Below are 13,837 nucleotides of genomic sequence, written 5' to 3'. Positions count from 1 at the left end.
CAAGTCCAGTCACAATGTCAGAGTCAGGCCTTTGACCAGTGCACCTGGCAAATGACTCGACCCGGTACTGCGCTGTCCATAAGTACTGGTCGACAGAATCATCTCGCGCTCCTGGGTCAGGTCTTCCAGCTGGCTACCCAACAAGCTGTAAAGGCTGTCATCGAAGCGCATCGTCCTCACCGGCCCCTGGATCTGCCCGTTCTCCACCCAGAATGTGGCGAAGCGGGTCAGCCCGGTCATGCGTGCAGCCGGCAGGTCGGAATAGTTCAGGTACCACAGGTTGCTGATGTACAGCCCGGTGCCGAGCCGCTCCAGGACCTGGTCACTGGGCAGGCTGCCTGCTGCCAGGCTGAGCGCACACGGCGATTCGTAGCTGTCGGCACCATTGGCCAGCAACTCGAACTCGGCCGCACTGCGCGCACTGATCAGACGCTGCAGGGCCGTGCCATGCTGGATCAACGGCACATCCAGGCGCGGCGAGCCTTCATCGGAAAACGCCGGGCTCAGCGAGCCGCTGACCTGCTCGGTGAAACTTACCAGCGGGCTCAGTCGCGCATCGCCGTTGTACAGGCGCTGCAGGGCGCTGTTGCCGGTGGCCAGGGCCTGTGCGGAAAAGCCGCCCCAGCACAGCATGGCGGCTATTTCGTCCATGGCCGCCGGGGCCAGGTAGGCGCGGTAGCTCCCAGGTTTTAGCGTGACTGCCGGGCGGCCAAGGAAGCCCAGTTGCTCCCGCGCCTGGCGCAGGCGTGCGGTGAAGTCGTCGGCGCTCCACACCTGTCCGGCGTAGTTGGCCTTCACCGCCTCGCCGTTTTCGTGGAACAGGCTCCAGTCGAAGTTGAAGCTGTTGGCCTGGTGCCAGCCGAAGGCCCCGAACGAGCTGGCGAAGCCCCGGCAGATGGGGCCGGCGGCATAGATGCCGACCAAGTCGAGGTCGCCGGCCTCGCGGTCGAGCAGGGCCAGTACTTCGCTCAGTTCGGGCAGCGGCTGCGCCTGCTGGCTTTGGCTGTGCCAGGCACTTTCGTCCAGGCGCAGGTAGGGGTCGACAGCCAGCAGTGGCAAGGTCTGGCGCAGTTGCTCCAGGGCCGCGATCAGGCGCCGGCTATCCAGTTGCGTGTCACCACTCAAGGTCAGCTGTTGCTCTGCCTGACGGCCATCGCGGATCAGCCGTAGCTGCGCACTGGCCTGGCTCACTTCGCCAGCCTGGCGCACCTTGACGTGGTTGAAACGCACGAATTGCGACTGTTCGGCGCTGTAGCCAAGGGTGAACTGTTCGCTCGCTTGCAGGGCTTTGTGCACATCCCCGACCAAGGCTTCGAAAGTGTGTTTCATCAGGCATCTCCTCCGAATACGTCGATCTGGCGGAACACGCAGGCCGGCGAGGCATGCCCCACCCGCACCACCTGGTTGGGTTCGCCCTTGCCGCAGTTGGGCGTGCCCAGCACCTGGAAGGTACTGCGGTCGCCGACTGCCGCCAGGTTGCGCCAGAACTGCGCGGAGATACCGCGGTAGTTGGGGTTCTTGACGATGCCCTTGAGCTCGCCGTTTTCAATCAGCTGACCCCACTCGCAGCCGAACTGGAACTTGTTGCGTGCATCGTCGATGGACCAGGAGCGGTTGGTGCGCATCAGGATGCCGTGTTCGATGCCCTTCACCAGTTGATCCAGGCTCTGGTCGCCCGGCTCGATGTTGAGGTTGGCCATGCGGTCGATCGGCGCACGGTTCCAGCCGCAGGCGCGGCTGTTGGCCACGCCATCCAGGCCGGAGCGGAACTGCGACAGCGCGCCACCCAGCGGGCGTAGCAGCAGGCCGTTTCGGATCAGGAACTGCTTGCTGGCCGGGGTGCCGTCGTCGTCATGGCTGTAGCTGGCCAGCTCTTCGCCGATGGTCGGGTCGAAGGTCACGTTCAGCAGGCTGGAGCCGTATTGCAGGTGGCCGAAGTCGCTGGCTTTGACGAAGCTGGTGCCAGCGTAGTTGCGCTCGTCGCCGAGGATGCGGTCCATCTCCAACGGGTGGCCGATGGATTCGTGGATCTGCAGCATCATCTGGTCCGGCATCAACAGCAGGTCGCGCGGGCCGCTGGGGGTGTTCGGTGCCAGCAGCAGCTGTAGCGCTTCGTCGGCCACCCGGCGGGCCGCGCCGACCAGGCCGCAGCGCTCGATGATCTCGAAGCCGCCCTGCTGGCCGAAGTTGTCGCGGCCCAGGCTGCGGCTCTGGCTGTCCTGGCCGTCGCTGGCGGTCACGCCCAGGCCCGGGAACAGGAAGCGCTGGGCGTGGCGCAACTCGGCGCCGGCCGAGTTCAGGTAGGTCTGCTCGACCAGGCTCAGGCCCAGGCTGGCCTGCCAGTCCACCAGGCGGCTGTCCTTGGGCACGCTGGCCGATTCGGCCGCGAGCAGGCCGAGGCAATCGGCGAGGGTAGGTACGGGCTGGTCGAAGTTGGGCGAGATGTGGTCATGGCGGGCGCTGGTGACGGGCTGTTCGCGCAGGTCCAGCAGGCTGTGCCGGGCGACCTGCCGGGCCAGCGCCTCGGCTTGCTCCAGGGCGCGCTGCAGGCCGGCCTGGGACAGGTCGGCGGTGGCCGCGTAGGCCTCCACGCCATTGACCCGCACGGTGAGCATGGCGCCTTCGTCCTGGCTGAACAGCGGCGGTTCGGCGACATTGCGGCGCACCGACAGCGCCTGGTGCGACTGTTTCACATGGCGCAGGGAAAACAACTCGGCCGTACTGCGCAGCGCAGCGAAGCGCTGGCGCAGCAGGGCGCTGGAATCGAACATTCGGAAGCCTCCGTGTACACGGTGGCTCCCCCTAGAACCACCCGTCTTGCATGGCGAGGCAGGTATCGTCGCGCGCCTCGAGCAATGCCAGCTCATTATGGCAGCCCGGTACTTCCCAGGTCAGGAAATAACGCGCGGCCTGTAGCTTGCCGAGGTAGAAGTCGCGGTCGGCAGGGTTGCCCTTGAGCAGTCCAAGCTCGGCATGAATCGCCTGCTCCAGCCAGCGCCAGCCGATCACGCAGTGGCCGAAGGCCTTGAGGTACAGGGCGGAGTTGGCCAGGGTACCGGCGACTTTGCCCTGGGCCAGGTCACCCAGCAAGGCCAGGGTCACACCTTGCAGGCGGTTGACCAGTTGCTCCAGCGGCTGGCGCAGTGAGTCGAGGTTCGGGTGGTGGCTGGCGCGCTCGCCGGTGGCGGCGATCAGGCGGATCAGCTGTTTGAGGCCGGCACCATTGTTCTGCGCCAGTTTGCGGCCGAGCAGGTCGAGCGACTGGATGCCCTCGGTACCCTCGTGGATCGGGTTCAGGCGGTTGTCGCGGTAGTACTGCTCCACCGGGTATTCGCGGGTGTAGCCGTGGCCGCCGAGGATCTGGATCGCCAGTTCGTTGGCCTTGAGGCAGAAGGCAGAGGGCCAGGACTTGACGATCGGGGTCAGCAGGTCGAGCAGCTCCTGCGCCTGCTTGCGGGCGCTGTCGTCGCTGGCAGTCTGGGTGTCGTCGAACAGGCGCGCGGCATACAGGCCCAGGTCGAAGGCGCCTTCCACGTAGGCCTTCTGTGCCAGCAGCATGCGTTTCACATCGGTGTGTTCGATGATCGGCACTGCCGGGCTGTGCGGGTCCTTGTTGTCCGGCAGCCGGCCCTGCGGGCGCTGGCGGGCGTATTCCAGCGAATACAGGTAGCCGGCGTAGCCGAGCATCACCGCGCCCATGCCGACACCGATGCGTGCTTCGTTCATCATCTGGAACATGCAGGCCAGGCCCTGGTGCGGCTGGCCGACCAGGTAGCCGACGCACTGGCCGTTGTCGCCGAAGTTCAGCGCGGTGGAGGTGGTGCCGCGCCAGCCCATCTTGTGGAACAAGCCGGCCAGCAGCACATCGTTGCGCGGGCCACGGCTGCCGTCCGGGTTGACCAGGTACTTCGGCACGATGAACAGCGAAATGCCCTTCACCCCGGGCGGTGCGTCCGGCAGCTTGGCCAGGACCATGTGCACGATGTTTTCCGACAGCTCGTGGTCGCCGCCGGAGATGAAGATCTTGTTGCCCTTGAGCCGGTAGCTGCCGTCACTGGCGGGTTCGGCGCGGGTGCGGATATCGGCCAGTGACGAGCCGGCGTGGGGTTCGGTCAGGGCCATGGTGCCGAAGTAGCGGCCTTCGATCATCGGCTGGAGGAACAGGCGCTTCTGTTCTTCGCTGCCAAAACTCTCGATCAGGTTGGCCGCGCCCATGGTCAGGAACGGGTAGGCCGTGGTGCCGGCGTTGGCGGCCTGGAAGTGGGCGAAGCAGGCCTGTGAGACCAGGCTCGGCAGCTGCATGCCACCGACCTCGAAGTCACGGTTGGCGTTGAGGAAGCCGGCTTCGAGAAAGGCGTCGACGGCGGGTTTTACTTCGGGGATCAGCTCTGCACGGCCGTCGACGTAACGCGGCTCGTTTTCGTCGGCCTTGCGGTTGTGCGGGGCGAAGAACTTCTCGGCAATGGTGCGGGCAGTTGATAGCGCCGCATCGAAGGTTTCGCGGTTGTGCTCGGCGAAGCGTGGGCGCTGGGTCAGGGCTTCGGCGTCGAGGACTTCGTAGAGTTCGAAGGCGAGGTTGCGGGGGCTGAGCAGGGTCTCGGGCATGGTCGCAGTCCTGAGGCGGGATGCTGCGAGTGTAGGAGGGTGGTGGGGTGGGCGACAGGTTAATAGGTTTGGGTGATATGGGTTGAGAAAGTGTAATGAGACCTGCGGTCTGGCATCCGTACAGGTGTTGCTTTCCATGAAAGATAGAGAAATTTCCCACAGCGTTATCAGAAGTGGTCCTACAGATTTTTTGATCTAGCGAATGTAAACGTCGGTGTTCTGAATGGAGGATTGGCAATGGAAAAGCTCACTCGCTGGACGAACGGTCGAACGGATGACCAGTGTAGGGTCGAAGACCCATTCTTTTCGGCCGGGATAATTAGAGATTATTTGCAAAGTAGGGGCTACGTACAAGAAATATTCGGCGTAACAGAACTCTTGAAGGAGTGCGGTTTGTATGGCTCGGTTAGACTGGCGAGTGAAATCGCAAATGAAGAAAATGAGTTAAAAGATAAATGAGCTGGAGCATCGGCTTGATAAGGTCAACGCGTTTGGTCGGTTTGTTCTGGGGTGGTATGGATGCTTTTTACATTTCTTTCGTTGTGGTCAGTAGCCTGAATAGAGGTTTGACCCCCTTTGTGAGTGATTTCAATTCCGCCCTTGCAAACATGGAACAGTGGGGGGGAGGGCTTGAGTTCATGGTGTGGATGGGACTGATTGTCCAGGTATCCCTTGTTGCCAGTAGCATATTGCTTTGTATGGGGAGAAGATCAGGGCGTTATCTGGCTTTCGTTCAATTTCCATTTCGTGTCTTGTTTATAGTTCCGTCGTTTTCTTTGTTTCTATTATTGCCAGATACCAGTACGTGGGTTTGGTTGAGCCTTTTCGCAGCTTCTGAAGGGGCTAAAATCCTAAGCCTTTGGTGGTTCTGGCGAAGGCTCGGATGAGCGAGGGCATTAAAGGGGCTTGCTTCGGTTCTTTCTGTATCTGTGCGACCGAGCGGCGCTCGGTCGCACAGGCGCGCTGCAAAGGGCGAGGTGAGACCTGCCAGCCCTACCGCATTTCAGTCAGCACCCCGGCAGTTTTTTAGGTTTTTGCCTATTCCATGTAGTCCATTTCCCAAACATACTCCCAGCCTCCTTTTAGTCATTGCGATGCTCTGGGTAGGGCCCTAGTCTCGGGTGGTCGCTGGCGAATCAGTGACCGGCTTTGACAGGCCGTCCAGAAAATTCTCATGGCTCTCGCCTTTATGGCGGCTGTGTATGGGGCACCTCGCGTGCGCCGGGCTTTTTGGATTTTTCTACCGGTCTGTCAACCCATGCACAGCTGCCACCCTCCTGTTTGACAGCAGATGGTGGTGGCCCTTACCGAGAAAAATACCAATGCTGAAGAATGTCCCCGATCCACCTCGCTATCCCCCTTTCCATGAAGGCAGCCCGATGCCTGCTGTACGGCTTCGTTGATACGTCGCCTGGGCTGGCCCTTTCGCGGGTAAACCCGCTCCCACAGGATCTCCACAGGCTTCAAGAGTTACACCGTACCTGTGGGAGCGGGCGTGCCCGCGAAAGGGCCGGCCCAGGCAGTCGAGAATTATCAGGGGATTGAACAATGACAACAGAAGACACCCAATTCACCGTCGGCAAGACTACCTTCTACCAGGGCGAGAATGGCACACACCCGCTTTTCCGCATCGAGCCTGGCATCCCGTGCAGGGACGCCCGCGAGCAGTCTTCGGAGTTGATGGGTTATGTCCGTGAATTGACCATTACCGGGCTGATGGATGAGAAGCCGATGATGATCTGGGCTGCCCATTACCTGAGTGCGATGGCCAAGGCACTGATGGATGATGCTGAGTTGGGGATGAAGCAGTGAGGGTTTGGCTTCAGGTTGAATGAAGGCCGCCATGTGTTCGCCACAACAATTCCTGCGCCTATGAGATCGAGCGCCGCCCACGCGGCGCTTCGCGGGGCAAGCCCGCTCCCACATTTGTTGCAACGTGGCCATGCCTGTGAGGCCATGGTCGTCAGCCTTGGCGCATGACTAAAGACATGTGGGGCGGCAGCCGCGCCAGCGGGGAGATATCGTCAGGCCAACAAAGCAGGCAACCATGGCCTGACAGGTTTGGCACGTTGCAACAAATGTGGGAGCGGGCTTGCCCCGCGAAGCGCCGCGCGGGCGGCGCTCGATATCACAGGCGCAGAAAATTTTGTGGCGAACACGTGTCAGCCCAACCCCAGCCCCCATAAAAAAAGGAGAGCCGAAGCTCTCCCTTTTCTTCAACAACCCTCAGCCTCAGCTTCAGCCAATGGTCATCAAGCTGGCATTACCACCGGCAGCAGCAGTGTTCACACTCACTGCCCGCTCGATCACCAGACGCTCCAGCGCAATCTGATGATCCCCGCTGGACAGCCCGTGCACGCCCACGATCGCACCGGCACGCTTGGCCACCTGCAGGCACACGCCGCGCAGCTGGTCCGAGTCGCCATGATGGATCACGGCGTCGAACGCCACTTCATCCTTGTTCCAGTCCGCCACCAGCTTGACCTTGGCCTGCAGCTCACGCGGCAGGCGGGCACGCAGGGCCTTGCCCGGCTCGCCGTCAGCCCATACCGCCGAGCTGCCAACCGCCAGCACTGCGGCGAACTGCGCCAGCAGGTCGGCCTCGTTGTCGGCCAGGCACAGCACGTGCTCACGTGGCAGGATGGTGTAGCTGTTGCGCTCGCCGGTCGGGCCTGGCAGCAGGCGGGCGATGCCGCTTTGCGACTGACTGGCGAACTGGCTGCACAGCGCGGCCAGGTCGGCCAACTGGTTGCTCTCGGCCCAGGCCTTCAAACCGTGCAGCGGCTTGATCAACTGCTCGTGCAGGGCGCGGTCAGGCTTGCCTTCGCCGTCCTGCTGCTGGAAGTGGCGGCCAATCGCGTCGGCCGGGCGAGTCGACAGCAGGCGGTACAGGTACAGCGGGCCGCCGGCTTTCGGGCCAGTGCCGGACAGGCCTTCACCACCGAACGGCTGCACGCCCACCACCGCACCGACGATGTTGCGGTTGACGTACATGTTGCCGGCGTTGGCGGTTTCCACCACCTTGGCGATGGTCTCGTCGATGCGGGTGTGCACGCCGAGGGTCAGGCCATAGCCGGAGTTGTTGATCTGCTCGATCAGCTGGTCCAGGTTGCGGCGGTTGTAGCGCACCACGTGCAGCACCGGGCCGAAGATTTCACGCTTCAGCTCGTCGAAGCTTTCCAGCTCGATCAGGGTCGGCATGACGAAGGTGCCACGCTTGATCTCGGCAGCATCGGCAATGGCCACCTGGTAGACCGAGCGGCCTTTCTCACGCATGCCCTGGATGTGCTTCTCGATACCGGCCTTGGCTTCGGCGTCGATTACCGGGCCAATGTCCACGGCCAGGCGGTCCGGGCTACCCAGGCGGCTTTCGGCCATGGCGCCCTTGAGCATTTCGATCACGCGGTCGGCGGAGTCTTCCTGCAGGCACAGCACGCGCAGGGCCGAGCAACGCTGGCCGGCACTGTCGAAGGCCGAGGACACCACGTCGATCACTACCTGCTCGGTCAGTGCCGAGGAGTCGACGATCATCGCGTTCTGGCCGCCGGTTTCGGCGATCAGCGGGATCGGGCGGCCCTGGTTGTCCAGGCGGCCGGCGACGTTGCGCTGCAGCAGGCGGGCCACTTCGGTGGAACCGGTGAACATCACGCCTTTGACGCGCTCGTCACCGACCAGGCCGGCACCGACGGTTTCACCGCGGCCTGGCAGCAGCTGCAGCACGCCTTCCGGAATACCGGCTTCCAGCAGCAGGCGCACGGCCTGGGCGGCGATCAGCGGGGTTTGCTCGGCCGGCTTGGCCAGTACCGGGTTGCCGGCGGCGAGCGCTGCGGCCACCTGGCCGGTGAAGATCGCCAGCGGGAAGTTCCACGGGCTGATGCACACCACCGGGCCCAGCGGGCGGTGGGCGTCGTTGCTGAAGTCGTTGCGTGCCTGCACCGCGTAGTAGCGCAGGAAGTCCACGGCTTCACGCACTTCGGCGATGGCGTTGGCGAAGGTCTTGCCGGCTTCGCGGATCAGCAGGCCCATCAGCGGCTGGATTTCGGCCTCCATCAGGTCGGCGGTGCGCTCCAGGATGGCAGCGCGTTCGGCCGGCGGGGTGGCCTGCCAGATCGGTGCGGCATTCAGTGCGCACTGGATGGCATTGTCGACGTCGGCGACAGTGGCTTCCTGAACATGGCCGACCACGTCGCGGTGGTCCGCCGGGTTCAGCACCGGCGCAGCAGCGCCTTCGCTGGCGGCGCAGGCCAGCAGCGGGGCGGCTTTCCAGTCGTTGTGGGCGGTGGCCAGCATGGCGCAGGACAGCGACGCCAGGCGGTGTTCGTTGGCCATGTCGATGCCGGCCGAGTTGGCCCGCTCGCTGCCATACAGTTCACGCGGCAGCGGGATACGTGGGTGCGGCAGGCCGATGCTGCCTTCCTGGGTGCCCATGCGCTCGATGCTGGCGACCGGGTCGGCGACCAGTTCCTGGATGGAGATCGAGTGGTCGGCGATGCGGTTGACGAACGAGGTGTTGGCGCCGTTTTCCAGCAGGCGACGCACCAGGTAGGCCAGCAGCGTTTCGTGGGTGCCGACCGGTGCATAGACGCGGCACGGGCGGTTCAGCTTGCCTTCGGAAATTTTCCCGACCACCTGCTCGTACAGCGGCTCGCCCATGCCGTGCAGGCACTGGAACTCGTACTGCCCCGGGTAATAGTTCTGCCCGGCAATGTGGTAGATGGCCGACAGGGTGTGGGCGTTGTGGGTGGCGAACTGCGGGTAGATGGCTTCTGGCACGGCCAGCAGCTTGCGGGCGCAGGCGACGTAGGACACGTCGGTGTACACCTTGCGGGTGTAGACCGGGTAGCCTTCCAGGCCTTCGACCTGGGCGCGCTTGATCTCGCTGTCCCAGTAGGCGCCTTTCACCAGGCGGATCATCAGGCGGTGGCGGCTGCGCTTGGCCAGGTCGATGACGTAGTCGATCACGTACGGGCAGCGCTTCTGGTAGGCCTGGATAACGAAGCCGATACCGTTCCAGCCGGCCAGCGAAGGCTCGAAGCACAGGCGCTCGAGCAGGTCGAGCGACAGCTCCAGGCGATCGGCTTCTTCGGCGTCGATGTTCAGGCCGATGTCGTACTGCTTGGCCAGCAGGGTCAGCGACAGCAGGCGCGGGTACAGCTCTTCCATCACGCGCTCGTACTGGGCGCGGCTGTAGCGCGGGTGCAGCGCAGACAGCTTGATCGAGATGCCCGGGCCTTCATAGATGCCACGGCCATGGGAGGCCTTGCCGATCGAATGGATGGCCTGCTCGTAGGACGCCAGGTACTTCTGTGCGTCGTGCTCGGTCAGTGCGGCTTCGCCGAGCATGTCGTAGGAATAGCGGAAGCCCTTGGACTCGAAGCGGCTGGCGTTGGCCAGCGCTTCGGCGATGGTTTCGCCGGTGACGAACTGCTCACCCATCAGGCGCATGGCCATGTCGACGCCCTTGCGGATCATCGGCTCGCCGCTCTTGCCGATGATGCGGGTGAGCGAGGAGGTGAGGCCGGATTCGTTGTGGGTGGACACCAGCTTGCCGGTCAACAGCAGGCCCCAGGTGGCGGCGTTGACGAACAGCGACGGGCTGTTGCCCAGGTGTGGCTGCCAGTTGCCGGTACTGATCTTGTCGCGAATCAGTGCGTCACGGGTGCCCTTGTCGGGGATGCGCAGCAGGGCTTCGGCCAGGCACATCAGTGCCACGCCTTCCTGGGACGACAGCGAGAACTCCTGCAGCAGGCCCTGGACGATGCCGGCACGGCCACCAGCGCTCTTCTGGTTGCGCAGTTTTTCGGCGAGGCCGGCGGCCATCTTGTTGGTCGCTTCGGCCAGCGGGGCGCTCAGGCGCGCCTGCTCCAGCAGCATCGGTACCACTTCCTGCTCGGGGCGGCGGTAGGCGGCGGTGATCGCCGAGCGCAGTACCGACTGCGGCAGGATGCTCTCGGCGAACTCGAGGAAGCACTGGTGGCTGTGGTCGGCTTGGACTTCACCGGCGTCATCGGCCAGGCTGCTGGCATGGCCGTTGAGTTCGGTCAGGGTGGCACCACCCTCGAGCTTCTCCAGATAGTTGAAGATCGCTTGCTTGATCAACCAGTGCGGCGTGCGGTCAATCGACTGCGCAGCTGCCTTGAGTCGCTCACGGGTCGGGTCATCGAGTTTGACCCCAAGGGTGGTCGTCGCCATTTCTTATCCTCGTTATTGCCACGGTTGTGGCCTAAGCTGGCGCCAAGAGTAGCTGTAGGACAATTCGGGTGCAACCAGGTGCAACCCGAATTTTTCGTGGAAAAGGTGCAACTCGTCCGACAGATATTTCCACACCTTGGAAAGGGTCGTTTTTGGTGCGTTTTCTTCTGAAAAACGACCTTGTTGCTCCAAAAGTGGAGCAAAAAAGCGGCTTTGACTGAAAATGCACGAGCAGGTGCAACTTGCAAATGAAAAATGGTTGCACCCGCTTTGCGTTGTTGCATAGGATTCGCCGCCTGGGTGCAACCGCAATGGCTGCGGTTGTGCATGACATAAAAACAAACGCCAGGGCACACGCATGGGCAATCCACTAACGATCACTTTCGTGATCTATATCGCGGCAATGGTGCTGATCGGCTTCGCCGCCTATCGCTCCACCAAGAACCTTTCCGACTACATCCTCGGCGGTCGCAGCCTGGGTAGCGTGGTTACCGCGCTTTCCGCCGGCGCTTCCGACATGAGCGGCTGGCTGCTGATGGGCCTGCCGGGCGCGATCTACTTCTCCGGCCTGTCCGAAGCCTGGATTGCCATCGGCCTGACCGTCGGCGCCTACCTGAACTGGCTGTTCGTCGCTGGCCGTCTGCGCGTGCAGACCGAGCACAACGGCGATGCACTGACCCTGCCGGACTACTTCTCCAGCCGCTTCGAAGACAACAGCGGCGTGTTGCGGATCATCTCGGCCATCGTGATCCTGGTGTTCTTCACCATCTACTGCGCTTCCGGCATAGTTGCCGGTGCCCGCCTGTTCGAGAGCACCTTCGGCATGCCGTACGAAACCGCCCTGTGGGCCGGTGCCGCAGCGACCATCGCCTACACCTTCGTCGGTGGTTTCCTGGCAGTGAGCTGGACCGACACCGTGCAGGCTTCACTGATGATCTTTGCGCTGATCCTCACCCCGGTGATCGTGCTGATCTCCACTGGCGGCTTCGACACCACCTTCGCTGCCATCGATGCGGCGAACCCGGCCAACTTCGACATGCTCAAGGGCGCCACCTTCATCGGCATCATCTCGCTGATGGGCTGGGGCCTGGGCTACTTCGGCCAGCCGCACATCCTGGCGCGCTTCATGGCTGCCGACTCGGTGAAATCGATCGCCAATGCCCGCCGCATCTCCATGACCTGGATGATCCTGTGTCTGGCCGGTACCTGCGCCGTGGGCTTCTTCGGCATCGCCTACTTCTCGGCACACCCTGAGCTGGCGGGCCCGGTCACCGAGAACCACGAGCGCGTGTTCATCGAGCTGGCCAAGATCCTGTTCAACCCGTGGATTGCCGGTGTGCTGCTGTCGGCCATCCTGGCGGCGGTGATGAGCACCCTGAGCTGCCAGCTGCTGGTGTGCTCCAGCGCCCTGACCGAAGACTTCTACAAGTCCTTCCTGCGCAAGAACGCTTCGCAGGTCGAGCTGGTGTGGGTCGGCCGCCTGATGGTGCTGGCCGTCGCCCTGATCGCCATTGCGATGGCCGCCAACCCGGAAAACCGCGTGCTGGGCCTGGTGGCTTACGCCTGGGCCGGCTTTGGTGCTGCCTTCGGTCCGGTGGTGCTGATTTCGGTACTGTGGAAAGGCATGACACGTAACGGCGCGCTGGCCGGTATCGTGGTGGGTGCGCTGACCGTGATCCTGTGGAAGAACTTCGACACCCTCGGGCTGTACGAAATCATCCCGGGCTTCCTGTTCGCCAGCATCGCCATCATCGTGGTGAGCAAGCTGGGCAGTCCGTCGCAGGCAATGGTCAAGCGCTTCGAGACTGCTGATGCGGCGTATCACGCTGACAAGTAATACCCGTTGAGTCGGCGGCGCCTGCTTCGCGGGTGAACCCGCTCCCACAGGAATTGCACAGAACTCAAATTCTGTGAGGTGCCTGTGGGAGCGGGTTTAGCCGCGAAGAAGCCGCCGCCGATCAGCAGCCAGGCCTGACTCCGCCTGCAAGGCAAGGTAAACTTGCCACCCCCGCAGGAGTTGCCATGAACTATCGTCACGCCTTCCACGCCGGCAACCACGCCGACGTCCTCAAACACATCGTGCTGACCCGCCTCATCGCCCTGATGTCGCGCAAGGAACAGCCGTTCGCCTACATCGATACCCACGCAGGGCTTGGCCTGTACGACCTGCAAGGCGACCAGGCAACCCGCACCGGCGAGTACCTGGAAGGTGTCGCCCGCCTGTGGAATCGCGATGACCTGCCGGCCATGGCTGACGACTATCTGCGTATCATCAAACGCCTGAATGCCGATGGCGAGCTGCGCTATTACCCAGGCTCGCCCGAGCTGGCCCGCCGCCTGATGCGTCAGCAGGACCGCGCCCTGCTCAACGAGAAGCACCCTGAAGACGGGCCGCTGCTCAAAGAGAACATGAAGAAAGACCCGCGCGTGGTCGTGCACCTGGGTGAAGGCTGGCATGTGCCGCGGGCCTTGCTGCCCGTGCAGGAAAAGCGCGCGATCATGCTGATCGACCCGCCGTTCGAGCAAGCTGATGAGCTGAAGCGCTGCACCACGGCGATGAAAGAGGCGATCGGCCGCATGCGCCAGACCGTCGCGGCCATCTGGTATCCGATCAAGGACCAGCGTTCGCTGACCCGCTTCTACCAGGACCTGACCAGCACCGGCGCGCCGAAGCTGCTGCGGGTCGAGTTGTATGTGCATCACCAGGACAGCCCGCAGGGGCTCAATGGCTCCGGCCTGGCCATCGCCAACCCGCCGTGGGGGCTGGAGGACGAGCTCAAGGAGCTGCTGCCATGGCTGGCCAAGGAGCTGGCGCAGACCGCCGGCAGCTTCCGTATGGACTGGCTGATCGCCGAATAAGCAGTTGCCTTGGGGCATCTGTGGGAGCAGGCGCTGCGGTGCATGGCACCGGCTTTGCCGGTGTTCGCGGGCACGCCCGCTCCCACAGGTTAATGCAGTGCCTATCCTGATGTTTGCGTTATAATCCCGCCCTTTAGCCGCCACCCGCCCAAGAGGCCGCTGGCGCATTTCTACCGAATGA

10 protein-coding genes are annotated in these 13,837 nt (G+C 63.1%); 5 read left to right on the top strand and 5 right to left on the bottom strand.

All coding sequences use genetic code 11. The features are described from left to right. Window positions 1-9: 9 nt before the first annotated feature. The 3 genes from ACIQYU_RS16020 to ACIQYU_RS16010 are packed head-to-tail and all read right to left on the bottom strand — an operon-like array spanning window position 10 to window position 4,605. Window positions 10-1,329, bottom strand: coding sequence for a TldD/PmbA family protein (locus tag ACIQYU_RS16020; protein ID WP_402800756.1), 1,320 nt, complete (start codon window positions 1,327-1,329; stop codon window positions 10-12). After that, window positions 1,329-2,771, bottom strand: coding sequence for a TldD/PmbA family protein (locus tag ACIQYU_RS16015; protein ID WP_233687326.1), 1,443 nt, complete (start codon window positions 2,769-2,771; stop codon window positions 1,329-1,331). Before ACIQYU_RS16015 ends, ACIQYU_RS16020 begins: the two co-directional genes overlap by 1 nt. A gap of 31 nt (window positions 2,772-2,802) precedes the next feature. Further along, window positions 2,803-4,605 carry an acyl-CoA dehydrogenase gene (locus tag ACIQYU_RS16010; protein WP_402800753.1) on the bottom strand — a complete coding sequence of 601 codons (1,803 nt, stop codon included), beginning with the start codon at window positions 4,603-4,605 and terminating at the stop codon, window positions 2,803-2,805. Between the two features lie 237 nt (window positions 4,606-4,842). On the opposite strand from ACIQYU_RS16010, the gene ACIQYU_RS16005 reads away from it, so the two are divergent. The 3 genes from ACIQYU_RS16005 to ACIQYU_RS15995 all read left to right on the top strand — a co-directional run bounded on the left by ACIQYU_RS16005 (window position 4,843) and on the right by ACIQYU_RS15995 (window position 6,417). Continuing rightward, window positions 4,843-5,064 (top strand): hypothetical protein, encoded by a 222-nt coding sequence (locus ACIQYU_RS16005; RefSeq protein WP_402800750.1) that lies wholly within the window; start codon window positions 4,843-4,845, stop codon window positions 5,062-5,064. Next, complete coding sequence (locus tag ACIQYU_RS16000; protein WP_207828595.1) at window positions 5,061-5,492, top strand: hypothetical protein; 432 nt, start codon at window positions 5,061-5,063, stop codon at window positions 5,490-5,492. The genes ACIQYU_RS16005 and ACIQYU_RS16000 overlap by 4 nt, the downstream gene beginning before the upstream one ends. Window positions 5,493-6,153: 661 nt before the next feature. Beyond that, complete coding sequence (locus tag ACIQYU_RS15995) at window positions 6,154-6,417, top strand: DUF3077 domain-containing protein (RefSeq protein WP_019473937.1); 264 nt, start codon at window positions 6,154-6,156, stop codon at window positions 6,415-6,417. A 426-nt stretch (window positions 6,418-6,843) separates the two neighbouring features. On the opposite strand, the gene putA is transcribed toward ACIQYU_RS15995, so the two are convergent. Together putA and ACIQYU_RS15985 are read right to left on the bottom strand one after the other, a co-directional pair. Further along, window positions 6,844-10,797 carry a trifunctional transcriptional regulator/proline dehydrogenase/L-glutamate gamma-semialdehyde dehydrogenase gene (gene putA, locus ACIQYU_RS15990; RefSeq protein WP_402800746.1) on the bottom strand — a complete coding sequence of 1,318 codons (3,954 nt, stop codon included), beginning with the start codon at window positions 10,795-10,797 and terminating at the stop codon, window positions 6,844-6,846. Window positions 10,798-10,809: 12 nt separating this feature from the next. Beyond that, on the bottom strand, window positions 10,810-11,157 hold the full coding sequence (locus ACIQYU_RS15985; protein ID WP_207828606.1) for a hypothetical protein: 348 nt from the start codon (window positions 11,155-11,157) through the stop codon (window positions 10,810-10,812). Here ACIQYU_RS15985 and putP point away from each other — a divergent pair. Together putP and ACIQYU_RS15975 are read left to right on the top strand one after the other, a co-directional pair. Then, window positions 11,156-12,634: a sodium/proline symporter PutP gene (gene putP / locus ACIQYU_RS15980; protein WP_207828616.1), complete on the top strand. Its 1,479-nt coding sequence runs from the start codon at window positions 11,156-11,158 to the stop codon at window positions 12,632-12,634. The two genes, ACIQYU_RS15985 and putP, sit on opposite strands and share 2 nt — an antisense overlap. Before the next feature lie 185 nt (window positions 12,635-12,819). Continuing rightward, on the top strand, window positions 12,820-13,656 hold the full coding sequence (locus ACIQYU_RS15975) for a 23S rRNA (adenine(2030)-N(6))-methyltransferase RlmJ (protein WP_207828619.1): 837 nt from the start codon (window positions 12,820-12,822) through the stop codon (window positions 13,654-13,656). The last annotated feature ends 181 nt before the right edge of the window (window positions 13,657-13,837 follow it).

The sequence above is a fragment of the Pseudomonas sp. NPDC096925 genome (assembly GCF_044762545.1).
Lineage (GTDB): Bacteria > Pseudomonadota > Gammaproteobacteria > Pseudomonadales > Pseudomonadaceae > Aquipseudomonas.
Note: the sequence above shows the minus strand (reverse complement) of the source record. Positions and strands in the feature narration are given on the sequence as shown.

Excerpts from the sequence above, each read along its gene's own strand:
- putA (WP_402800746.1), bottom strand. The coding sequence starts at position 10,797 with ATGGCGACGACCACCCTTGGGGTCAAACTCGATGACCCGACCCGTGAG.
- ACIQYU_RS15995 (WP_019473937.1), top strand. The coding sequence starts at position 6,154 with ATGACAACAGAAGACACCCAATTCACCGTCGGCAAGACTACCTTCTAC.
- ACIQYU_RS15985 (WP_207828606.1), bottom strand. The coding sequence starts at position 11,157 with ATGCGTGTGCCCTGGCGTTTGTTTTTATGTCATGCACAACCGCAGCCA.
- ACIQYU_RS16005 (WP_402800750.1), top strand. The coding sequence starts at position 4,843 with ATGGAAAAGCTCACTCGCTGGACGAACGGTCGAACGGATGACCAGTGT.
- ACIQYU_RS16020 (WP_402800756.1), bottom strand. The coding sequence starts at position 1,329 with ATGAAACACACTTTCGAAGCCTTGGTCGGGGATGTGCACAAAGCCCTG.
- putP (WP_207828616.1), top strand. The coding sequence starts at position 11,156 with ATGGGCAATCCACTAACGATCACTTTCGTGATCTATATCGCGGCAATG.
- ACIQYU_RS16015 (WP_233687326.1), bottom strand. The coding sequence starts at position 2,771 with ATGTTCGATTCCAGCGCCCTGCTGCGCCAGCGCTTCGCTGCGCTGCGC.
- ACIQYU_RS16000 (WP_207828595.1), top strand. The coding sequence starts at position 5,061 with ATGAGCTGGAGCATCGGCTTGATAAGGTCAACGCGTTTGGTCGGTTTG.
- ACIQYU_RS15975 (WP_207828619.1), top strand. The coding sequence starts at position 12,820 with ATGAACTATCGTCACGCCTTCCACGCCGGCAACCACGCCGACGTCCTC.
- ACIQYU_RS16010 (WP_402800753.1), bottom strand. The coding sequence starts at position 4,605 with ATGCCCGAGACCCTGCTCAGCCCCCGCAACCTCGCCTTCGAACTCTAC.